The 21,469-nt window shown below is 73.5% G+C and carries 16 protein-coding genes; 9 read left to right on the top strand and 7 right to left on the bottom strand.

Annotation, left to right across the window (positions count from 1 at the left end; genetic code table 11):
• The first annotated feature begins 66 nt into the window (after window positions 1–66).
• Window positions 67–909 carry a helix-turn-helix transcriptional regulator gene (locus tag BMX65_RS16265; RefSeq protein WP_075001020.1) on the top strand — a complete coding sequence of 281 codons (843 nt, stop codon included), beginning with the start codon at window positions 67–69 and terminating at the stop codon, window positions 907–909.
• 157 nt (window positions 910–1,066) lie between these two features.
• On the top strand, window positions 1,067–2,086 hold the full coding sequence (locus BMX65_RS16260; protein WP_075001019.1) for an alpha/beta fold hydrolase: 1,020 nt from the start codon (window positions 1,067–1,069) through the stop codon (window positions 2,084–2,086).
• A gap of 81 nt (window positions 2,087–2,167) precedes the next feature.
• On the opposite strand, the gene BMX65_RS16255 is transcribed toward BMX65_RS16260, so the two are convergent.
• Entirely contained in the window at window positions 2,168–2,617 is a 450-nt protein-coding gene (locus BMX65_RS16255) for a MarR family winged helix-turn-helix transcriptional regulator (protein WP_075001018.1), read from the bottom strand.
• An 89-nt stretch (window positions 2,618–2,706) separates the two neighbouring features.
• Here BMX65_RS16255 and BMX65_RS16250 point away from each other — a divergent pair, with 89 nt between their 5' ends.
• Both BMX65_RS16250 and BMX65_RS16245 read left to right on the top strand, forming a co-directional pair.
• On the top strand, window positions 2,707–3,192 hold the full coding sequence (locus tag BMX65_RS16250) for a MarR family winged helix-turn-helix transcriptional regulator (RefSeq protein WP_107437502.1): 486 nt from the start codon (window positions 2,707–2,709) through the stop codon (window positions 3,190–3,192).
• Between the two features lie 337 nt (window positions 3,193–3,529).
• The gene (locus BMX65_RS16245; protein WP_239502286.1) at window positions 3,530–4,678 is read left to right on the top strand and encodes a PP2C family protein-serine/threonine phosphatase; all 1,149 of its coding nucleotides are present in this window, start codon (window positions 3,530–3,532) and stop codon (window positions 4,676–4,678) included.
• A gap of 75 nt (window positions 4,679–4,753) precedes the next feature.
• Here BMX65_RS16245 and BMX65_RS34150 read toward each other — a convergent pair whose 3' ends face one another.
• Window positions 4,754–5,284, bottom strand: coding sequence for a hypothetical protein (locus tag BMX65_RS34150; protein WP_338068967.1), 531 nt, complete (start codon window positions 5,282–5,284; stop codon window positions 4,754–4,756).
• Window positions 5,285–5,539: 255 nt separating this feature from the next.
• The gene (locus tag BMX65_RS16235) at window positions 5,540–8,122 is read right to left on the bottom strand and encodes an ATP-dependent Clp protease ATP-binding subunit (protein WP_075001016.1); all 2,583 of its coding nucleotides are present in this window, start codon (window positions 8,120–8,122) and stop codon (window positions 5,540–5,542) included.
• A gap of 516 nt (window positions 8,123–8,638) precedes the next feature.
• Here BMX65_RS16235 and BMX65_RS16230 point away from each other — a divergent pair.
• The 3 genes from BMX65_RS16230 to BMX65_RS16220 all read left to right on the top strand — a co-directional run bounded on the left by BMX65_RS16230 (window position 8,639) and on the right by BMX65_RS16220 (window position 12,630).
• Window positions 8,639–10,369, top strand: a complete 1,731-nt coding sequence (locus tag BMX65_RS16230; protein WP_239502285.1) for a BCCT family transporter — start codon at window positions 8,639–8,641, stop codon at window positions 10,367–10,369.
• 235 nt (window positions 10,370–10,604) lie between these two features.
• Window positions 10,605–11,948, top strand: coding sequence for a TrkH family potassium uptake protein (locus tag BMX65_RS16225; RefSeq protein ID WP_280528994.1), 1,344 nt, complete (start codon window positions 10,605–10,607; stop codon window positions 11,946–11,948).
• A complete protein-coding gene (locus BMX65_RS16220) occupies window positions 11,941–12,630 on the top strand; it encodes a potassium channel family protein (RefSeq protein ID WP_079171920.1) in 690 nt (229 codons plus the stop codon). The genes BMX65_RS16225 and BMX65_RS16220 overlap by 8 nt, the downstream gene beginning before the upstream one ends.
• A 144-nt stretch (window positions 12,631–12,774) precedes the next feature.
• Here BMX65_RS16220 and BMX65_RS16215 read toward each other — a convergent pair whose 3' ends face one another.
• Entirely contained in the window at window positions 12,775–13,689 is a 915-nt protein-coding gene (locus BMX65_RS16215) for a phosphatase PAP2 family protein (protein WP_275435250.1), read from the bottom strand.
• Between the two features lie 435 nt (window positions 13,690–14,124).
• Here BMX65_RS16215 and BMX65_RS16210 point away from each other — a divergent pair, with 435 nt between their 5' ends.
• Complete coding sequence (locus tag BMX65_RS16210) at window positions 14,125–14,610, top strand: phosphatase domain-containing protein (RefSeq protein ID WP_075001012.1); 486 nt, start codon at window positions 14,125–14,127, stop codon at window positions 14,608–14,610.
• Between the two features lie 105 nt (window positions 14,611–14,715).
• Here the strand turns inward: BMX65_RS16210 and BMX65_RS16205 are convergent, their stop codons facing one another.
• On the bottom strand, window positions 14,716–15,768 hold the full coding sequence (locus BMX65_RS16205) for a YncE family protein (RefSeq protein ID WP_075001011.1): 1,053 nt from the start codon (window positions 15,766–15,768) through the stop codon (window positions 14,716–14,718).
• Window positions 15,769–15,904: 136 nt separating this feature from the next.
• Between BMX65_RS16205 and fes the strand changes: the two genes are divergently transcribed.
• Window positions 15,905–17,203 carry an enterochelin esterase gene (fes, locus tag BMX65_RS16200; RefSeq protein ID WP_075001010.1) on the top strand — a complete coding sequence of 433 codons (1,299 nt, stop codon included), beginning with the start codon at window positions 15,905–15,907 and terminating at the stop codon, window positions 17,201–17,203.
• Window positions 17,204–17,261: 58 nt separating this feature from the next.
• Here fes and BMX65_RS16195 read toward each other — a convergent pair whose 3' ends face one another.
• Both BMX65_RS16195 and BMX65_RS16190 read right to left on the bottom strand, forming a co-directional pair.
• On the bottom strand, window positions 17,262–21,245 hold the full coding sequence (locus BMX65_RS16195) for a non-ribosomal peptide synthetase (protein ID WP_075001009.1): 3,984 nt from the start codon (window positions 21,243–21,245) through the stop codon (window positions 17,262–17,264).
• Window positions 21,242–21,469, bottom strand: a complete 228-nt coding sequence (locus BMX65_RS16190) for a phosphopantetheine-binding protein (protein ID WP_075001008.1) — start codon at window positions 21,467–21,469, stop codon at window positions 21,242–21,244. The genes BMX65_RS16195 and BMX65_RS16190 overlap by 4 nt, the downstream gene beginning before the upstream one ends.

Here is a 21,469-nt window from a genome sequence, read left to right as displayed (position 1 = left end):
GCGACGGACAGCGAGCGACGGACAGCGAGCGACGGACAGCGAGCGACGGACAGGGAGTGGCAGACCGTGGACCGAGCACAGCTCGCGGACTTCCTGCGCACCCGCAGGGAGGCTCTGCAACCGGAGGACGTGGGGCTGCCCCGCGGTCCGCGGCGCAGGACCAGGGGGCTGCGCCGCGAGGAGGCGGCTGCCCTGAGCGGCATGTCCACGGACTACTACAGCCGCCTGGAGCAGCAGCGCGGACCGCAGCCGTCGGCGCCGATGCTGGCCGCGATCGCCCAGGGGCTGCATCTGTCGCTCCCCGAGCGGGACCACCTCTTCCAGGTCGCGGGGCACAACGCACCTCCGCGGACCGGTTCGGACCACATCACTCCCGGGCTGATGCGCATCCTGGGCCGGTTGGACGACACCCCGGCGCAGGTCATCAACGACCTCGCCGAGACGCTCTGGCAGACACCTCTGGCCACCGGGCTCCTCGGTGACGAGTCCCGGTTCGTCGGAGTTGCCCGCAGCCTGTACTACCGCTGGTTCACCGACCCGGCCACCCGGCTGCTGTTCCCGGAGGAGGACCGCCCGCGGCACAGCCGGTTCTTCGCCTCGGAGCTGCGGGCCGCCTACTCCCGGAAGGGCCGGGGCAGCCGGGCCGAGGCGCTGGTCGGACAACTGCTGGAGACCAGCGAGGAGTTCGCCGAGTACTGGAGCGCCCATGAGGTGGGGGCGCCGCGGGTGGAGCCGAAACGGTTCCTGCACTCCGAGCTGGGGGAGATCGAGGTGCACTGCCAGGTGCTCCTCGATCCCGACCAGGGCCAGACGCTGCTGGTGTACACGGCCGTCCCCGGCTCGGAGAGCGACGAGAAGCTCCGGCTGCTGCCCGCCGCGGGCTCGCGCGCCGCTGCGCCGGAGAGCTGACGTCGGGCGGGCGCGGCGGGGCGCTTCCGGCGCCGCCGACGGCCGAGCGCGCTGCGGGGGGTGGCGTTCGGACGGGACAGGCCCCATGATCGTTGCCAGGGTGCCCGGTCGCCGGCCGGGTGCGGCGTTCGGCAGTTCAGCAGCTCCGGAGGGGTAGATGTCCCGGCAGGCCACCGACCAGACCGATCAGAGCGACCGGACCGGGCCCCTGACCCACCGGCTGGTCCCCTCCCCGGCGGGCCGGATCCATCTGGTCGAACAGGGCACCGGACCGCTGGTGCTGCTCGTGCACGGCTTCCCCGAGTCCTGGTTCTCCTGGCGGCACCAACTCCCCGTGCTGGCCGCGGCCGGATACCGCGCCGTGGCGATCGACGTACGCGGCTACGGCCGCTCCTCGCAGCCCGCCGGGACGGCCGCGTACCGGATGCTCGACCTGGTGGAGGACAACGTCGCGGTCGTGCGGGCCCTGGGGGAGCGGACCGCGGTCGTCGTCGGGCACGACTGGGGCTCGCCGATCGCTGCGAACTCCGGTCTGCTGCGGCCGGACGTCTTCCGGGCCGTGGGCATGCTGAGCGTCCCCTACAGCCCGCGGGGCGGCCCCCGGCCCTCCGAGGTCTTCTCCCGGATCGGCAGGGGCGAGGAGTTCTACATCTCCTACTTCCAGCAGCCCGGCCGTGCGGAGGGCGAGATCGAGCCCGACGTGCGCGGCTGGCTCGCGGGCGTCTACGCCGCGCTGTCCGCGGAGACCATGCCCGCGGACGGCGCGCCCGGCCCGCATTTCGTCGCCCCCGGCGGCCGGATGCGCGACCGGTTCCCCACCGGGCGGCTGCCCTCCTGGCTGACCGAGGAGGAACTCGACTTCTTCGCGGGGGAATTCGAGCGCACCGGGTTCACCGGGGCGCTCAACCGCTACCGCAACATGGACCGGGACTGGGAGGAGCTCGCGGACTTCGACGGCGCGCCGCTCACCCAGCCCTCGCTGTTCGCCGGCGGCGGCCGGGACGCCTCCACCACCTGGATGGCCGACGCCGTCGACGCCTACCCCACGACCCTTCCCGGTCTGCACGCCTCGCACATCCTCGAGGACTGCGGCCACTGGATCCAGCAGGAGCGTCCGGAGGAGATCAACCGGATCCTGACCGAGTGGCTCGCCGCGCTGCCGGCGCCGCCCGGCTGAGTCGCCTCCGGCGTGGAGCCGCGGAGCCGGGCCGGGGCACCGCGGGCCGTCCGGGAGGGTGCGCCGCCGGGGGCCCGGTGCTCAGGCCGGGCGCCCGCCGGAGGCCAGGTCGGCCTCCACGTTCGCGGCCATGACCGAGAGGGTGTGCACCGTCGCGGTGTACTGCTCGGGGGTGAGCTCGCCCAGGACGGTGCGGCGGCTGTGCGCGATCCGGTCCGCGATCCGGGCGTGCGCGGCGCGGCCCTCGGCGGTGAGTTCGATCCTCGGCCCCGCGGTGGTTGCCCATCCGCGGGCGGCGAGGCCGTTCCCGGGGCCGTCCAGTATCTCCGCCGGCTCCACGGCGCCCGCCTCCCAGAACGGGGCGAGCGCGCGGGCCAGTTCGTCGCGGGAGGCCGGACCGCGGCTGAGCGTGTTCAGCACCTGCCAGTGCCGACGGCTGACGCCCAGATCGGCGAGGGCGGCGTCGAGCTGCCGCTCCAGCAGGTCGTGCAGGTGCTTGAGCCAATAGCCGAGGGGCTTGGGCGCGTCCATGCCGGTCTCCGTCCGCCGGGAGTAATGCATGTAGAATAACATGTGAATGTTGTTCGTTATGCAATATGCCAAGTGCAGGGGAGTGCGCCGTGGGCGACCCGGAACCTGATGTCGCGGCCCTGGAGTCCGCGCTGGTCGCCCTGCGCCGGGCGCAGAAGCGGCGTGCGCTGGCCCGGCTCGCGGAGCGGCGCGGCGAGCGCACGGGACCGCATGCCGGGCTGCCGGACGCGGTGGTCGAACTCGTGGACGCGGTCGCGGCCGAGGACGAGGCGGGAAGCGCGCTCACCGTCACCGAGGCGGCCGCGGTGCTCGGGGTCGATCAGCCGCGTGCCAGCCGGCTGGCCGCCCAGGCGCGGGATGCGGGGCTGCTGCGCCGGGAGGCCGACCAGCAGGACGGACGGCGCTCACTCCTGGTGCCCACCGGCGAGGGGCGGGCGCTGCTCGCCCGCGTCAGGGAGTTCCGCAGCAGCGTCGTGGCCGAGGCCCTGCGCGACTGGCCGGAGCCGGACCGCGCAGCCCTGGCCCGCCTCCTCACCCGCTTCGTAGGAGACTTCACCGCGCTGACCGCTCCCTGAGATCGCCTTGCCGCCTTGCCGCCTTGCCGCCGCGTCGACGGCTGCCCACCGGACGTCTCTCCGCAGACACGGCTGCGCCTCCCGCCCCTCCGGGGTTGTCCGCCGGCGCCCCGGAGGCACCGGACACGGCCGGGCGTCAGCCGTGCGGAGTACCGGAGCCGGCCGGAGGGCGGCCCGACGGGCCGCTCAGCCCGTCCGTCCCCGCGGTGCAGCGGGCGGGGCGCCCCTCGGTGACCGTCCTGCGCGCGCCGGCCGGGGTGACCACGGTGTGCGCAACCTTCCGACCCGGCGGTGCGGAGATGCGAGCCGCGGCACGATCGCGGGGCAGGATGTCCGGGTGAGTCAGGTGTGGGTGTGGCGACGGATCTACCGGTGGGTGCCCGCCGGGGTGCTGGTGCTCGCGGTCGGGCTGGATCTGCTGGCGCGGCATTGGGTCTCCACGGCGCCGCTGCTCGCCGTCGCACCGGTGGTGGCGGCGCCGGTGCTGGAACCGCCGACGATCATCGCGGTGGGGGTCGCGGCGATGGCGGCACAGGCCGGGCTCGCTTATTCCAACGGCACGTTCGGGCCGCAGAGCGGCATCGGCACCCAGCTCACCCTGGTGGCCATCACCGCGCTGGCGGTCGGCCTCAACCGCACCCTGCGCTCGCACCACGCCTCCGCCGACAAGGCCCGGCACGCCGCACAGGTGGCCCAGCAGGCGGTGCTGCCCACCCCGCCAGAGCGCACCGGCGGACTGCAGGTCGCCGCGCGCTACGTGCCCGCCGACGAGACCGCACTGATCGGCGGCGACCTGTACGTGGTCCAGGAGACGCCCTACGGGGTGCGCGCGATGATCGGCGACGTGCGCGGCAAGGGGCTGTCCGCCATCGCGGTCGTCAGCGCGGACATCGGCGCCTTCCGCTACGCCGCCGACCACTGCGCCGATCTGCCCACCGTGGTGGAGACCCTGGAGGAGACGCTCGTCCGGGAGGGTGAGCGGCAGGGCGGACTCGAACAGGCAGAGGGCTTCACCACGGCGCTGCTCGTGGAGTTCAGTCCGGACCTGGAGCAGGTCCGGCTCGTCAACCGCGGTCATCCCGCGCCGCTGCTGCTGGACCCGGCAGGCCGGGCCCGCGTGCTGGAGCCCGCCCGGGAGGCGCCGCCGCTGGGCATCACGACGCTGGGCTCCTGGGCCTCGCCGGTGGAGACCTACGACCTGCCGCCCGGCGGGACGCTGCTGTGCTTCACGGACGGCGTCACCGAGGCCCGGGACCGCAGCGGTACCTTCTACCAGCCGGCCGAGCGGATCTCGCAGATGCTGGACGCCTACCGGCGCAACACCGGCTATCCGGCGGAACCGCCCACCGTGCTCGACTTCCTGGTCACCGATGTGCACCGGCACAGCTCCGGCCCCGCCCAGGACGACCAGGCGCTCCTCGCCCTCACCCGCCCCGCCCGCCGCAGCGACCTGCTCACGCCGGGTGCCTCGCCTCTCGCGTCCTGAACCGTTCCGAACCGTTCCGAACCGGTCCGGCCCCTCCCGGTCGGCGCCGGATGCCGGATGCCGGAGGACTGCGCTCTACCCGCCCTCCGCGGGGGACGGCTCCGCGCCGGACCGCCCGGCGGCCGGGAACCGGGCCGCCTTCCGTACGAGCTGCCGCCGGAGAAAGTCCGCCGCGTCGTCCGGGCGCATGCGGGCCAGGGCGACCAGACCCGTGATGACCACGTCCGCCACTTCCGCGTGCACGTCCTCCCAGGTATGGCTGTGGCCCTTGCGCGGGTTCGTGCCCTGGACACCGATGACCGCCTGCGCGGCCTCGCCCGTCTCCTCCGAGAGCTTCAGCACCTGCAGCGTCCACTGCTGCTCCCGCGGCACGCCCTGCGCGTCGCCGTGCGCGTCGAAGGCGCGGGCGAGCGCGTGGGCGACCGGCCAGACGTCCCGCGGCTGCCCCCGCTCCCGGTACGCGTCGTCCGGCCCGGGGCGGTCGCTGCCGCCGTCGGCGCCGCGGCCCGGCGCACCCCGCAGCGCCGGCTCGGCGTCCCGGAGCGGGTGGGGTCCGCTTCCCGGGGCGCGCTCCCGGTTCCGCTCCTGCGATGTGGCGTCTCCCAACGGATGGCTCCTCGCTCGTGCCGCGTTGACCGGCGCCGGCGCGCCGGCAGGGAGTGCATGCCCGCCGCGTCCCGGCGCCGAACCCGTACCGGGGATCCTGCCGCCGTGCGGGACATGCCCCGCACGGCGAGGCGGTGCCGGTGCGGCCTCCCGTATGGTCGACGGCCCGTCAGGGCGGCGCCTCGTCCGTACGGCACCCCGCCAGTACGGCGCCGTGCCCGGGGCCCGGCCCGCGGCGGTGGGCCGGGCCGCGGCTCAGCGCCGTGTCCCGGCCAGGTCCGTGCGCCCCTCGGTACGGAACTCCAACTGCCCGTCCGCCACATCGACCAGCAGCCTGGAGTGCGGCGCCAGATCGCCGCCCAGCAGCATCCGGGACAGCCGGTTGTCGACCTCGCGCTGGATCGTGCGGCGCAGCGGGCGGGCGCCGTACTCGGGCTGGTAGCCCCGGTGGGCCAGCCATCCGACGGCCGCGGGGGAGAACTCGATCTCCAGGTCCTGGGCGTGCACCCGGCGCCTGGTCTCCTCCAGCAGCAGGTCGGTGATCTGCCGGAGCTGTGCGTCGTCGAGCTGCCGGAAGACCACGATCTCGTCGATGCGGTTGAGGAACTCGGGGCGGAAGTGCTCGCGCAGCGGCCGCAGCACCCGCTCCCGGCGGGCTCCTTCGTCGGCCTCCTCGCCGCCGCCGAAGCCGAGCACCGCGCCGCGCCCGGTGATGGCCTCCGAACCGAGGTTGCTGGTCATCACGATGACAGTGTTGGTGAAGTCGACCGTGCGGCCCTGGGAGTCGGTGAGCCGCCCGTCGTCCAGGACCTGCAGCAGCATGTTGAAGACGTCGGGGTGCGCCTTCTCCACCTCGTCCAGCAGCAGCAGCGAGTAGGGGTTGCGCCGTACGGTCTCGGTGAGCTGCCCGGCCTCCTCGTGCCCCACGTATCCGGGCGGGGCGCCCACCAGCCGGCTGACCGTGTGCCGCTCCTGATACTCGCTCATGTCGAGCCGCACCATTTTCTCGTCCGAGCCGAACAGCGCCTCCGCCAGCGCCCGGGCCAGCTCCGTCTTGCCGACGCCGGTGGGTCCCAGGAAGAGGAAGCTGCCGATGGGCCGCTCCGGGCTGGAGAGGCCGGAGCGCGAGCGCAGCACCGCGTCGGCGACGACCGTGACCGCCTCGTCCTGCCCGACGACCCGCTGTTGCAGCCGTTCCTCCAGCCCCAGCAGCCGCTCCTTCTCCTCCTGGGTGAGGTTGCTGACGGGGATGCCGGTCTGCTGCGAGACGATGTCGGCGATGTCCTCGACCGCGACCTCCACGATCCGGTGGCCGGAGCGGGCCTCCTGCTTGTGCCCGTCGCGGCCGACCGCCTCCTCCAGTTCCGCGAGCCGGTCCCGCAACTGCGTGGCCCGCTCGTAGTCCTCCGCGGCCACTGCCTGGTCCTTGTCGCGGCGCACCTGCTCGGCCTCGCGCTCCAGGGCCCGCACGTCCGTGCCGCGGGTCGCGGTACGCAGCCGGACCCGGGCGCCCGCCTGGTCCAGCAGGTCGATGGCCTTGTCGGGCAGGAAGCGCCCGGTCAGATAGCGGTCGGACAGCTCGACCGCGGCCACGAGCGCCTCGTCGGTGTAGCGGACCTGATGGTGGGCCTCGTAGCGGTCCCGCAGACCGCGCAGGATCTCGACGGCGTCCGCCGCGGTGGGCTCGGGGACCAGGACCGGCTGGAAGCGGCGGGCCAGCGCCGCGTCCTTCTCGATGTACCGCCGGTGCTCCTCCAGGGTCGTGGCGCCGATGACGTGCAACTCTCCCCGGGAGAGCGGCGGTTTGAGCATGTTGCTCGCGTCCATCGACCCGCTCTCCCCGCCGCCGCCGGCCCCGACCACGGTGTGCAGTTCGTCGATGAAGACGATGAGTTCCTCGGTGTGGGCGCGGATCTCGTCGATGATGCCGGTGAGCCGCTCCTCGAAGTCGCCCCGGTAGCGGGTGCCCGCGACGACGCTGCCGAAGTCGAGCTGGACGACGCGCCGGCCCAGCAGGTTGTCGGGTACGTCGCCGTCGGCGATCCGCTGGGCCAGACCCTCCACGATGGCGGTCTTCCCGACCCCCGCCTCACCGATCAGCACCGGGTTGTTCTTGCCCCGCCGGGCGAGGACCTCCACCGTCTGCTCGATCTGCTCGTCCCGGCCGATGACCGGGTCGATCCGCCCCTCGCGGGCCAGCTCGGTCAGATCGCGGCTGAACTTGTCCAGCTTGGGGGTGTTGCTGGGGCGCGCCTCCGGACCGCCGCGGGCAGGTGCTTCCGCTCCGCCGCCCTGCCCGGCGCCGGGGCCGCCGCCCGATCCGGCCGAACGAGGGTCGAAGTGGGCGGAGTTGAGGATCTGGCCCGCGGTGGAGTCGCGGTTGGCGGCGAGTGCGACCAGCACGTGCTCGGCGCCGATGTAGGAGGCGCCGCGGGCACGGGCGATCTCGTGCGCGTCCATCAGCGCCCGTTTGACCGCGGGGCTGACGGACAGCGAGTTGCGGGGCTGCCCGGTCCCGACCTCGCGGTCGATCTCGGCGACGAGCGCGTCGGGGTCGGCCCCGGCCCGGGAGACCATGCTGCGGGTGGGCTCGGCGGCGAGCGCCGCCCGCAGCAGATGCTCGGTGTCCAGGTCGTCGCTGCCGTGCTCGGCTGCGTAGGAGGCCGCGTCGGAGACGAGCTGCCGTGCGGGCTCGCTCATCAGCCGGAGGAAGTCGTAGTAGCGGGGATCGCTGAACTGTCCGCCGTTCCCGGGCCGGGCTCCGCGCAGGAAGTGCGCGATGAACTCCTCGAACGGGTCCCGACCGAAATCCCCGGGACCCGTGTATCCGCTGGTCATGGTGGATCCGTCCCGCTGACCCGGCCCGGCCGGGCCACGCTGTGCTGAGTACGGGGGGCTACTGGTGCGGGGGTTCCCAGATGTGCGGGGATGACACGTATGCCCGGTTATTGCCGGGTTTCGAGGGTGCGGCTGTGCATGGCGCTGCGCCGGAGCGCACCGCGCTTCCGCCGGGGGCGGGGCCGCGGTCGGCCGCTGTGCGCCGAGCCGTCTGCGCCATGTGTACAGGGCGGTGTGTGGCTGATCCGTGACGCACCGCTGTGTGTGCCGGGCTCGAATGTCGGGGGCGAGTGGGGTGGCCGGTTTGGTCTCCACTCGCCGGTGTGAGGAAAGAAGTGCTGGTCAGACGGGTGGGGTCGACGCGGGGGCGCTGTGATGAACGTCTCGTTCCGTTTTGCCTGTTGACAGTAATGCTTTCGTAATGAATGACATGAAGGTTTTGGGGAAGCTGCCGCGACAGGCCGGAGACTCCCTTCGGCCTGGTGGCCTCTGAACCTGACCGCAAAGGATGAACGCGTGGCTGCGCAGACAACGGCCAGAACTTCTGACCAAGAGCCGGAGGCGAAGCCTCCGGCGCCACCGAGAGATGGCTCGATCGCGCCGTGGGTCTTCTATCCCTCGGCCGTCGTCATCCTGCTCTTCGTGCTCTACGCCGTCATCGGCCAGGACACGGCCGCGGAGCAGGTGCAGAAGGTTCAGGACGAGATCGTCGGCAACCTGAGCTGGTTCTACATGGCTCTGGTCTCGCTCTTCGTGATCTTTGTCATCTGGATCGGGATCGGGCGCTACGGGGACATCAAGCTCGGTAAGGACCATGAGAAGCCGGAGTTCAGCACGCTCTCCTGGTTCGCCATGCTGTTCGCCGCCGGCATGGGTATCGGTCTGGTCTTCTGGGGCGTCGCCGAGCCGCTGAACTTCTTCCACGCCCCCCGGCCCGGTGTCGGCGAGGGAGCGGCCGACCGCGAGCAGTTCGCCATGGTGCAGACGTTCCTGCACTGGGGCATCCACCCCTGGGCGATCTACGTGGTCGTCGGTCTGGCCGTCGCCTACTCCGTGCACCGCAAGGGGCGGCCGGTCTCCATCCGCTGGGCGCTGGAGCCGATCCTGGGCAACAGGGTGAACGGCGTCCTGGGCAACGTCATCGACTCGGTCGCGGTCATCGGCACCCTCTTCGGTGTGGCGACCTCGCTCGGCTTCGGCGTCATGCAGGTCGCCAGCGGAATGAACTTCCTCGGCTGGGTGGACGACCCGAACAGCAAGCTGCTGCTGGTCGTCCTGATCTCCTGCATCACCGGCATCGCCACCGTGTCGGTGGTCACCGGCATCGGCAAGGGCATCAAGTGGCTGTCCAACATCAACATGGGCGTGGCCGCGATCATCATGCTCTTCGTGCTGATCGCCGGCCCGACGGTGTTCCTGCTCAACGGTCTGGCCCAGGACGTCGGCGGTTACCTGCAGAACGTGCTGCAGCTCAGCTTCGACACCGGCGCGGCCCACGGCAAGGAAGGCACCAGCTGGGTCAACGGCTGGACCGTCTTCTACTGGGGCTGGTGGATCTCCTGGGCGCCGTTCGTCGGCATCTTCATCGCCCGCATCTCCCGGGGCCGCACGGTGCGTCAGTTCGTCTGCGGCGTGCTGCTCGTCCCCACCCTGCTGACCTTCGTCTGGTTCGCCATCTTCGGCGGCACCGGCGTCTTCCAGCAGATGAACGACAAGCACAACTACGTCCACGACGGCGCGATCAGCACCAACAACGCGCTGTTCGAGATGCTCGACACGCTGCCCGGCGGCAAGTTCGTCGCCGGTGTGTCGATCCTGCTGATCGTGCTGTTCTTCGTCACCTCCTCGGACTCCGGCTCGTACGTGGTCGACATGCTGGCCTCCGGCGGCGACCCCAACCCGCCGGTCTGGAGCCGGGTGTTCTGGGCGCTGGCCGAGGGCGCAGTCGCCATCGCGCTGCTGCTGGCCTCCGATCTCGGTGCCGGAGCCGCGTCGCTGAACACCTTGAAGACGGCGGCGATCGTCATCGCGCTGCCGTTCAGCATCGTGATGATCGGCATGTGCATCGCCACGCTGAAGTCCTTCCACCAGGAGCGCCAGGCGTACCTGAGGGCCAAGGAGCAGAAGCAGCAGGAGGAACTGATCGACCAGACCGTGGCCGCGCTCGAGGACAGCCTGGAGAACGGCACGCTCTCCGACGCGGTCCCGTCCTCCTCCAAGAGCACGTCCGAGGGCGCCGAGAAGTAGTACCCCGGAGCCGTCACCGCAGGTGCCGGACGCCGGATGCCGAGGCCGCAGCCGATGAGGCTGCGGCCTCGGCCGTTTTCCGGCCGGTGCGGCGGCGGTGTCCGGGTGGTTCCCGGCCCTCGGGGCGGGCCCGCGGAGACATCGGGGGTACCGGTTCCCAGGACCGCGGCGCGATTGCATATCGTCTCCCGGTGCGAACAAACGTCGGATGTGTCTGCGGTGCGGAGGGCTTGCTGTGGTGACCCGGTGGCGGCCCCGTGTGCGGCACCCCGCCCAGATGGTCGTGGTCGGCTTCGCCATGGCGATCGGGATCGGGACCGGCCTGCTGATGCTGCCGGTGGCCAAGGCCGGGACGGGTTCGGCCACCGGGCTGGAGGCGCTGTTCACCTCCACCTCCGCGGTGTGCGTGACGGGGCTGGTGGTGGTCGACACCCCCGGCTACTGGAGCGGGTTCGGGCAGACGGTGATCCTCGCGCTGATCCAGGTCGGCGGCTTCGGGATCATGACGTTCGCCTCCTGGCTGGTGCTGCTGGTCTCCCACCGGATGGGGCTGCGGGCCCGGCTCACCGCGGCGACCGAGACCAAGACCCTGGGCCTGGGGGACGTGCGCACGGTCGTCGTCCGCGTGGTGAAGGTCAGCCTGCTGCTGGAGGCGGTCACCGCGGCGATCCTGGCCGTGCGGTTCGCCACCTCCTACGGTGAGTCCCTGCCGCGCGCGGTGTGGCTGGGTGTCTTCCACGCCGTCTCGGCGTTCAACAACGCGGGATTCGCGCTCTACTCCGACAGTCTGATGGGTTTCGTCACCGACCCGTGGATCTGCCTGCCGCTGTCGGGCGCGGTGATCGCCGGAGGGCTCGGCTTCCCGGTGCTGTTCGAGTTGCGCCGCAGATTCCGCAGGCCGCGCACCTGGTCCCTGCACACCAAGATCGTGCTCGGTGCCTCCGCGGTCTTCCTGGTCGGCGGCAGCGCCTTCGTCACCGCTCTCGAATGGGACAATCCGGCGACGCTGGGGCCGCTGGACGTGCCGGGGAAGCTGCTGGCCGGATTCGTCCAGGGCGTCATGCCGCGCACCGCGGGTTTCAACAGCGTCGACACCGGCGCGCTGAGCCCGGCCACCTGGCTGGGCACGGACGTGCTGATGTTCATCGGCGGCGCCAGTGCCGGTACCGCCGGGGGCATCAAGGTCACCACCTTCGCCGTGCTGTTCTTCGTGCTCTACGCCGAGATCCGGGGCGAGGGCGCGGTCGACATCTTCCGCCGCCGGCTGCCCGGCGACCTCCAGCGGCAGGCCCTGACGGTGGTGCTGCTCTCGGTCGCCGCCGTCGCGACCTCGACGCTGGTCTTCATGGTCTTCACCGACTTCAGCCTGGACCAGTCGCTGTTCGAGGTGACCTCCGCCTTCGCCACCGTCGGACTCTCGACCGGCATCACCTCCGGACTGCCCGGGGGCGAACAGGTCCTGCTGACGGTACTGATGTTCATCGGGCGGCTCGGTCCCATCACCGTCGCCTCCGCGCTGGCCCTGCGGCTGCGCGTCCGTATGTACGACCTTCCCGAGGAGCGACCCGTCATTGGCTAGGAAACGCAGCAACCGGAACCGCCGCGGCTCCCACCGCGACTCCGTGGTGGTCATCGGGCTCGGCCGGTTCGGCCGGTCCCTGGCACTCGAACTCGTGGACGAGGACACCGAGGTCCTGGGCATCGACGAGAGCCCCGAGGTCGTCCAGTCCCTCTCCGGCTCGCTCACCCACACCGTGCGCGCCGACTCCACGAAGGAGGACGCCCTGCGGCAGCTCGCGGTCCACGAGTTCGACCGCGCCGTCGTCGCCATCGGCAGCGACCTGGAGGCCAGCATCCTCACCGCCTCGCTGCTGATCTCCTTCGGGATCGAGAACGTATGGGCGAAGGCCACCAGCGAAGCCCACGGCCGCATCCTCACCCAGCTCGGTGTCCAGCACGTCGTCTTCCCCGAGCACGACATGGGGCAGCGCGTCGCGCACCTCGTCCGCGGCGGCATGCTCGACTACATCGAGTTCGAGGACGACTTCGCCATGGTCAAGACCACCCCGCCGCCCGACGTCCTCGACATCCCGCTGTCCGCCAGCGCCGTCCGCACGCGCTACGGCATCACCGTCGTCGCCATCAAACGGCCCGGCGAGGGCTTCAGCTACGCCACCCCCGACACGGTGGTCAAGGCGGACGACACCCTCATCGTGGCCGGACGCACCCGGGCGACCGAACGCTTCAGCGAACTGCGCTGAGCCCCCGCGGCGGCCGGAGACCGACAGTCCCGGCAGGCTGGGCAGCGCCGGAACTGTCGGCCCGCGCAGCCTAGGACCCGCACGGCGCCGGACGCAGAGGACGCACCGGCAGCCCCCGGATCGCCACCCGCACGCGGGCTGCCGTCACTCCCGCGGGTGCGGGTTCCGGGGGCCGCGGTCTTCTCCCCCGGCGCTCTCCGCCCCGTCCGGCGAACTGGGCGGATCCGCGTTCCCGCGCGCCGGGCTGTCCGCCGAGACGGGGGTGCGCCGGACGGCCCGGGCGAGCCGGTGGGTGCAGGCACGCGCGGCCCACTGCAGCAGCGCGCACACCGCCAGGACGCCGACGGCGGCCGCGGCGTCGAGCCAGAAGTGGTTGGCGGTCACCACGATCACGGCGAGGGTCAGCAGCGGGTGGACGATCACCAGCCAGCGCACCCGACGGCGGCTCACCCGGATGACGACAGCGGCGACGAGGATCGCCCAGGCCACGTGCACGGACGGGACGGCCGACAACTCGTCGGCCACCACGCTCCCCGGCCCGCTGCCGTAGACCGACTGCCCGTAGCGTTCGGCCGTGTCCGCGAAGCCGAGCCGCGTCAGCAGCCGCGGCGGTGCCACCGCGACGAGCTGGATCAGCAGGGAGACCACCGTGACCAGGACGACGTAGGTGCGCACCCGGCCGTAGGAGTCCCGGTGCCGCCAGAACAGCCAGACCAGCAGCGCCGCCATCGCCCCGAAGTGCATCACGGCGTAGTAGAAGTTGGCCGCCTGCACCAGCCACGGGTGGGGCAGCACGGCCTGCTGCCAGTCCACCTCGTCCGGCAGGCGCAGGCGCTGCTCCCAGTGGTAGATCCACCGCGCCCGGTCGAGGGCCGGCCGCAGGTTCCCGGCCGACATGCGGGCCGGGATCTGCCAGATCAGGAAGACCGTGGAGACGAGCGCCGCCTCGCGCAGCAGCATCGGCGCCCGCGGCCAGCGCCAGTGCCACACCGGCAGGCTCAGCGCCAGGAGGATCAGGGGTACGCCCGCCGACAGCAGCCACGCAGAGGCTCCTCCCACGGTCACGCTCCTTCCTGACCCGCGGCGCTCCGGCGACCCGTACGGGTCCTGCGCTGCCGCCCCGGTCCCCGGCCAGGCGGGCGGCCTGCCCGGCCGGCCCGGGACCGGTCCGTCGCCGGGGCCCGCGGGGGCGGGTGCCGGCCGCTGCGCACGGCGGCGCGGGACGGTGCCGGACAGCGCGGTACAGCGCGGGACCGGGACGCCTCGGACGTTTGGTCGGTACCCCACTGCCGCCACGTCTGCCGACCACGGCACCCGAAAAGCGGACATCAGGTGCCACCACTCGCTCCTCCGGGGCAGCCGGTGCGGCATCCGGCCGAGGGGCCCGGCCGTCCGCCGCCGCACGGCCGTCGGCCCCGAACCGGCGGAGTGCCGGCGCGGCTCGGCCGGCACGGCCGGATGCGCCAGAATGTGCACGAAGGGAGTGAGGTGGCGATGGTTGTCCGTGCGCCGTTGGCGGTGTTCGATCTGGACGGGACGCTGGCCGATGTCCGGCACCGGTTGCCCTTCCTGCAGCGGCGGCCGCGGGACTGGGACGCGTTCTTCCGCGCCGCCGCGGACGATCCGCCGCTGGTGAAGGGGGTGGCCCTGGCCCTGGAGACGGCCGAACGGTGCGAACTGGCCTATCTCACCGGGCGTCCGGAACGCTGCCGGACGGATTCCGTGCAGTGGCTGCGGCAGCACGGGCTCCCCGCGGGGCAGCTCCTGATGCGCGCGCGGGACGACCGCCGCCCCGGCCGGGTCGTCAAGCCCGAACTGCTGCGCCACCTGGCCCGGGAGCGCACGGTGGCCCTGGTGGTCGACGACGACGAGCAGGTGGTCGCCGCGTACCGGAGGGAGGGCTTCCAGGTGGTCCTCGCCGATTGGATGGCGGCACCGGCGGCGCTGGAGGCGGCGCAGGAGCGCGAGGGGCGTACCTGAGCCCTGAGCTCTGGGACCGTGCCGCGTTCTCCGGCCGTCCGCGAAGCCGCCGCATCCGGTGGGGTGTGCTGCGGCTGCGGCGTCGCCCGCAGCCGCAGCACGGGGTCAGCGGCGGAGACGGAAGCGGTGCACGAGGTCCTCGCCCCCGGGACCGGCGTGCGACTTGTCCACCGCGTAGACGCTGCCGTGCGCGACGCGCACATGGTTGGGGTGGGGGCCGGTGGCCACCGTCCGCACGACGGTGCCCCGGCGGGGATCCAGCACCGTGACGGTGCCTGCCGTGCGGTTGGCGGCCACCACCCGGCCGGTGCGCGGGTCGGCCGCGACCGAGAGGGTGCCCTCGCCGGTCGGCACGGACCGGGTCACCCTGCCCCGCCGCAGGTTCACGACGGACACCGAGCCGGCTGCCTGGTTCGCGGTGTAGGCGGTGCGCCCGTCCCGGGAGAGCGCGACGGAGATCGGGCCGTCCCCGGCGGGAACGGACTGCGGCTCCTTGTGCGGCGGGACCGCGATGATCCGGTCGCCGTCCAGGTCGGCCGCGTAGACGGTGCCGGTCCGCTCGTTGACCGCCAGCCCGGCGGGGGAGGAGCCCTCGACGGTGACCCGGCGCTTCTCCTGGTAGGTGCGGGTGTCGAAGGCGACCAGGGAGCCGTCCCCGAAGCCGCCGGCCCACGCGGTGTCGTGCCGCTCGTCGACGACCACCTCCCGGGCGTGGGCCACATCCGGCAGCGTCGCCAGATGCTTGCCGTTGCGCTGGCTGTAGACGGCCACGGAGTCGTCGCGGGTGTTCGTGGTCCAGACGGTGTCGTGCTCGTCGTCCACGGCGACCCCGTAGACGGCCTCGACCGCTCCGGTCTGCTGGTCGGTGACCGGCGGCCGGTAGGCGGCCCGCACCTTCAGGGTGTGCGGATCGAGCTTGAGCAGGCCGGACGTGGTCACCGGCGGCCGGCCCACCGCCGAGGTGGCCCACAGGACATGGTTCCGTGCGGAGTAGGCGGACTGGTAGAGCCCGGCGGTCACGGGCGCGGAGGCGACCGGGCCGGTGTGGCGGTCCGGGTGTGCGGCGGTGGCCGTGCCGGTCGCCGCCAGGGTGCTTCCGGCGGCGAGTGCCACGGCGAGGGCGGCGGTGCGGCGGATACGGCAGGTGAGAGTACTCATGCAGCCTCGTTCTCCTCGACGGGTCCGCCTCGTGGGCGGGGCGGACGAGAGGTAACTTAGCTTAGGCTTACCTAACTTGCATCCCCAGGGGTGTCGCCCTCCGACGGCACCCCGCGTCTCCTCGGAGCTCCCGCCCATGACCCCGCTCGCCCCTCCCGAGGGCGCACCGCACCGACCGCCCCGCCTGCCCCGCCCCCAGCCGGTGCCCCGGCTCCCCGAGCCGGGCGTCCCACTGCCCCGGCGGCCCGCCTCCGCCGCCGACTTCTGGGCCGGTGTCCGCCGCCGCGGCACGCCCCTCCTCGCCCCGGACCCCCACGGCAGTCCCGAGCACCGTGCCGTGACGTTTCTGTGGCGCGGCAGCCCCGCCACCCGCGCCGTACAGGTGCTGCCGAACAAACTCACCGATCCGCGCGCCCCCGAGGGCAACCTCATGACCCGGGCGCCAGGTACCGACATCTGGCACTGGACGGTCCGGCTGCGCGACGACTGGCGCGGCACCTACGTCTTCCACGTGGACGACGGGGGCGGCCCCGCGCCCGAGGACCCCGCCTACTGGCCCTGGCTGCGCCGCACCCGCCGGACCGATCCGCACAACCCGCACACGCTTCCGGCGCGTTGGAGCGGCGAGCCGGTCTCCTGCGCCGAACTCCCCGCCGCGCCCGCGGCCGACGACTGGCTGCCCCGGCCGGGGGTGGCCCGCGGCACGGTGACCGAACACACGCTCCCGAGCGCGCACCTGGGCGGCGCCCGCCGGGTGTGGCTCTACGCGCCGCCACCCGGCGACCGGCGTCCCGCCGCGCCCGACAACGCGTCCGCACCGGACACCGGCCTCCCCGTCCTCGTGCTGCTGGACGGGGAGCACTGGCAGCCACGCCTCGGCCTGGCCCACCTGCTGGACAACCTCGTCGCCGACGGTCGCATCCCGCCGCTGGCCGCGGTGCTCCCCGACTCGGTGGACGCCGCCACCCGCTGGCGCGAGCTGACCTGCCGCCCCGCGTTCGCCGCGTTCCTCGCCGGGGAACTGCTCCCGTGGGCCGCCACCCTGCTGCCGCTCACCGACGACCCCGCGCGGACACTCGTCGCCGGACAGAGCCTCGGCGGGCTCACCGCCGCCTACGCCGCGCTCCGGGCACCGCACCGGTTCGGCAACGTGCTCGCACAGTCGGGCTCCTTCTGGTGGCCCGACGGACCGTCGGCGGAGTGGCTGACCGGCCGTATCGCCGCCGGACCCCGGCTTCCGATCCGCTTCCGGCTCTCCTTCGGCACCCAGGAGTGGGTGGCGCTGCCCGCGGCGCGCCGACTGCGCGACGCCCTGGCCGCGGCCGGGTACGCGGACGCGGTCCACCGCGAGTTCAACGGCGGCCACGACTACCTGTGCTGGCGCACCGAACTCGCCGACGGCCTGGTCGAACTGCTCGCCCGCGGCGACCGCTGACCGCCCCGCCCGGCGGACGCCATGAGCGAGGGCGTCCGCCGGGCGAGGCGCGCGGCGGTCAGCGCGCCAGCCGTGCGATCCGGTCCGCCAGCGTCGCCGCGACCGTCTCCAGGTGCGCGCCCCGCAGCAGACGCGGATGCGTGCAGTCGAGGTCGTGGTTCTCGACCGCTCCGGTGACATGCGGCTGCCAGGCCCGGTGGGTCAGCCAGTCCTCGGCCCGGGGCGCCGCCGCGGTGAAGAAGAGCACGTCCCCCGTGTGGACCCGGTGCCGGTGCTCGCGCATCGACCGGGCGTGGTGGGGCACCACATCGACGATCCGCTCCAGCGTGCGGTCGCCGAGCCCGGCCAGCGGACTGCCCGCCCGGCTCAGGGCGGCCAGCACGTCCGCGCGGTCCCGCTCGGTCGTACGGTCGACGCCCGCCATCCGCAGCACCGCCGTCAGCGCGTCCCCTTCCTCGGGGGCGGGCCGCTGTCGCCACTGCTCGGCGGGGAACGCGTCCAGCAGCGCGAGGAGATCGACCTGCGCTCCGCCCTCCTGGAGCAGTACGGCCACGGTGTGTGCCAGGACCCCGCCCACCGACCAGCCCAGCAGCCGGTAGGGGCCCCGCGGCTGGAGCGCCCGGATCCGGTCGGCGTAGTCCGCCGCCTGCTCCTGCAGGGAGCCGGGCAGCGGTTCCCCGGTGGCGAACCCGCGGGCCTGGATGCCGTACACCGGCTGGTCGGGGCCGAGCCGGGCGGCCAGCCCTGCGTAGCACCAGGCCAGACCGCCGGCCGGATGAATGGCGAACAGCGGCGGCCGGTGGCCCGAGGCGCGCAGCGGCAGCACCACCTCCAGCGCGTCCCCGGCGCCGGGCGCGGGCTCCTGCAGACGTGCGGCCAGGGCGGCCGGTGTCGGCGCCTCGAACAGCGCACCGACCGCGGGCTCGGCCCCGAGTTCCTCGCGGATGCGGGCGACCAGCCGCACGGCGAGCAACGAGGTGCCGCCCAGGTCGAAGAACGCGTCGTCGGGACCCACCCGCGCCACGTCCAGCACCTCGGAGAACAGCCGGACCAGCGCCTCCTCGCGCGGCCCGGACGGCTGCCGCACGTCGTCCGCCTCCGCCCCGAAGACCGGCGCGGGCAGTGCCCGCCGGTCCAGCTTGCCGCTGGGCCCGAGCGGGAACTCCGGCAGGGCGACCACGGCCGACGGCACCAACTGCTCCGGCAGCTCACCGGCCAGCGCGGCGCGGACGGCCTGCGGATCGGCCCCGCCGGTCACATAGCCGACGAGCTGCTGCGCACCCGGCCGGTCCTCGCGGACCACGGCGCAGGCGCCCGTCACTCCGGGCCGCGCCGCCAAGGCGGCCTCCACCTCGCCGAGTTCCACGCGCTGTCCGCGCAGTTTCACCTGGTCGTCGGTGCGGCCCAGGTACATCAGCTCCCCGTCCGCGGTCCAGCGGGCCAGATCACCGGTGCGGTACATCCTGGCCTCCGGCGGACGGCCGTGCTCGGGCGTCGCGTTCGGCGCAGGCGCCCGGACGAAGCGTTCCGCGGTCAGCTCCGGGCGGTTCAGATAGCCGTCGGCGAGCTGCCGGCCCGCCAGGTACAGCTCTCCGGGCACCCCCGGCGGACACGGGCGCAGCGCCGCGTCCAGCACGTACACGCGGGTGTTCCAGACCGGCCGGCCGATCGGCACCGGTCCGTCGCCGTCCGGTGCGCAGGCGTGGTGGGTGACGTCGACGGCCGCCTCGGTCGGCCCGTACAGGTTGTGCAGTTCCACGTCCGGCAGTGCCCGTGCGCAGGCGCGCGCGGTCTGCCGGGGCAGTGCCTCGCCGCTGCAGAACACCCGGCGCAGACCGCCGCATTCGGCTGCCTGCGGCTCGCTCAGGAACGCCTGGAGCATCGACGGCACGAAATGGCACACGGTGACGCGCTCCTGCCGGATCGTCCCCGCCAGCCGCACCGGGTCGCGGTGGCCGCCCGGCTCCAGGACGACCAGCGCGGCGCCCTCCCGCAGCGGCCAGAAGAACTCCCACACGGACACGTCGAACGATGTCGGGGTCTTCTGCAGCACCCGGTCCTCCCCGGTCAGCGGGAAGGCGTGCTGCATCCAGCGGAGCCGGTTGTCGATCGCACCGTGCGGGACGACCACGCCCTTGGGCCGGCCGGTGGAGCCGGAGGTGTAGATGACATACGCCGGGTGGGAGGGCGTCAGCGGACGGGGCGGGGGTACCGGCGGATGGGCCGCCAGCGCCTCCTCCGCCAGTTCCGCGAGGACGACCCGCGGGGTTCCGGCCTCCCCCGGGAGCCGGTCCGCGTGGTCGGTGACGGCGCACACCGGCGCCGCGTCCTCCAGCATGAGAGCGAGGCGGGCCGCCGGATGGTCCGGGTCCAGCGGCAGATAAGCGGCACCCGCCTTGAGCACGGCCAGCAGGGTGACCACCAGGTCGGCCGAGCGCGGCAGGCACACCGCCACCACGGCGCCCGGCCCGGCGCCCCGTGTGCCCAGATACCGGGCCAGCCGGTTGGCGCGGGCGTCCAGTTGTGCGTACGTCAGCGTCGTCGCGCCGTGCACCAGGGCCGTCGCCCGCGGGGTGCGGGCGGCCTGCGCCTCGATCGGGCCGATCAGCGTGGTGGCGGGCACCGCGTGGTCGGTCCGGTTGAACTCCTCGACGACCAGCGCCTCCTCGGCCGGGGTGGCGATCGAGTGGTCGGACTGCGGGCGGTGCGGGTCCGCTTCGGTCAGCCGGTCGAGCAGCCCCAGGAAGCGCTGCTGGTGCGCGGCCAGTTCGGCCGCGGAGTAGAGCGCCGGGTTCCCGTCATGGTCCACACACAGACCGCGCCCGTCCGCACGGTCGTGGATGTTGACCGTCATGTCCTCCACCGGTCCCGCCGACAGGTTGCGGGCCGCAACCGGCGTGCCCGCCAGCTCCACCCCGTAGTCGAACGGCATGGCGTTGACGAGCGGCCCCACCAGTCCCCGGCCCTCGCCCAACAGCCCCAGGTCGCGGCGGATGTCCTCGTACCGGTAGCGCTGGTGTCCGCGTATCCCGCGCACACCCAGCACCACCTGCCGCACCAGCTCCGCGAAGGAGTCCCCGGGGCGCACGGTCAGCCGCAGCGGCAGGACGTTCATCACCATGCCGGGTATCCGCAGCGCGGCCGAACCCATCCGGCCCATCATCGGCACGCCGAGCACCACCTCCTCGCGCAGCGTCGCCCGAGAGGTGTAGAGGGCCTGTGCCGCGATCAGCAGATCGGGCCAGGTGGCGCCCAGCCGGTCGGCGAGTTCCCGCAGCCTTCGCGTCGCCTCCGGCCCCAGCCGCGCCGTGCTGCGGTGGAACGTCCGGGCGGGCAGCGCGTCCCGGCCCGCGAGCCGGGGTGCTCCGGGCCGGTCGGCGAAGGCGCTGCGCCAGTGGTCGCGGTCGGCCCGGAACGCGTCGGAGGAGCGGTACCGCTCCTCCTCGGCGACCAGGTCGGCCAGCGGCCGGAAGCCGGACGGCGCCGGCTCCCGCCCGTCGGCCAGCGCGGTGTACACCTCGGCGGTGCGCCGCACCAGCAGCGCGTGGCCGTAGCCGTCCATGACCAGGTGGTGCACGCGCTGGTACCACAGCCACCGGTGGTCGCCGACGCGGAGGAGGGCGTGCCGGAAGAGCGGGCCGGCCGCCAGGTCGCAGGGCTCCGCCAGGTCCGCGCGCATCCACGCCTCGGCCTCCCGCTCGGCGGCGGGCACATCGCCGCGGCGCAGGTCGCGGACGGCCGGCGGCGCCTCCACCGTGCGGCGGAGGACCTGCCGCGGCCCCTGCGGGGTGTCCTCGATCCGGACCCGCAGCGCGTCGGTCTCGGCCACCACGCGGCGCAGCGCCTCATCGAACACCACGGGATCGAGCGGCCCGTCGACCACCAGGCACTCCGCGGTGTTCTGGGCCGGGCTCAGCGGATCGAGGGCCTGCGCGTACCACATGCCCTGCTGCGCGGCGGTCAGCGGCAGCGCGGTCTCGTCCGCACCCGTGGCGGTGCCGCCCGCCGGGGCGGCGGAGCGGGCGTGGGACAGGAGGGTCATGCGGCCCCCAGCAGCGGAGCCCACGCCTCGATGGCGGGTGTCTCGGCCAGGTCGGCGAAGTCCGCACGCACTCCGTGGTCGCGGCGCCAGCGCTCCAGGAGCGTCATCAGGCGCACCGAGTCCAGGCCGTGGTCGACCAGGTCGCCGTCCAGGGGGATGTCCGCGGGGTCCTCGCCGAGGGCGGCGGCGACGTCCCGGCGGATCTGCTCGGGGGTGAGGGGCAT

Origin of the sequence: Streptomyces qinglanensis (genome assembly GCF_900111245.1) — a bacterium.
Classification (GTDB): Bacteria; Actinomycetota; Actinomycetes; order Streptomycetales; family Streptomycetaceae; genus Streptomyces; species Streptomyces qinglanensis.
The sequence above is the reverse complement of the archived record's forward strand: the minus strand, read 5'-3'. Positions and strand labels throughout refer to the sequence as shown.

Excerpts from the sequence above, each read along its gene's own strand:
- fes (WP_075001010.1), top strand. The coding sequence starts at position 15,905 with ATGACCCCGCTCGCCCCTCCCGAGGGCGCACCGCACCGACCGCCCCGC.
- BMX65_RS16255 (WP_075001018.1), bottom strand. The coding sequence starts at position 2,617 with ATGGACGCGCCCAAGCCCCTCGGCTATTGGCTCAAGCACCTGCACGAC.
- BMX65_RS16210 (WP_075001012.1), top strand. The coding sequence starts at position 14,125 with ATGGTTGTCCGTGCGCCGTTGGCGGTGTTCGATCTGGACGGGACGCTG.
- BMX65_RS16260 (WP_075001019.1), top strand. The coding sequence starts at position 1,067 with ATGTCCCGGCAGGCCACCGACCAGACCGATCAGAGCGACCGGACCGGG.
- BMX65_RS16190 (WP_075001008.1), bottom strand. The coding sequence starts at position 21,469 with ATGCCCCTCACCCCCGAGCAGATCCGCCGGGACGTCGCCGCCGCCCTC.
- BMX65_RS16195 (WP_075001009.1), bottom strand. The coding sequence starts at position 21,245 with ATGACCCTCCTGTCCCACGCCCGCTCCGCCGCCCCGGCGGGCGGCACC.
- BMX65_RS16235 (WP_075001016.1), bottom strand. The coding sequence starts at position 8,122 with ATGACCAGCGGATACACGGGTCCCGGGGATTTCGGTCGGGACCCGTTC.
- BMX65_RS16205 (WP_075001011.1), bottom strand. The coding sequence starts at position 15,768 with ATGAGTACTCTCACCTGCCGTATCCGCCGCACCGCCGCCCTCGCCGTG.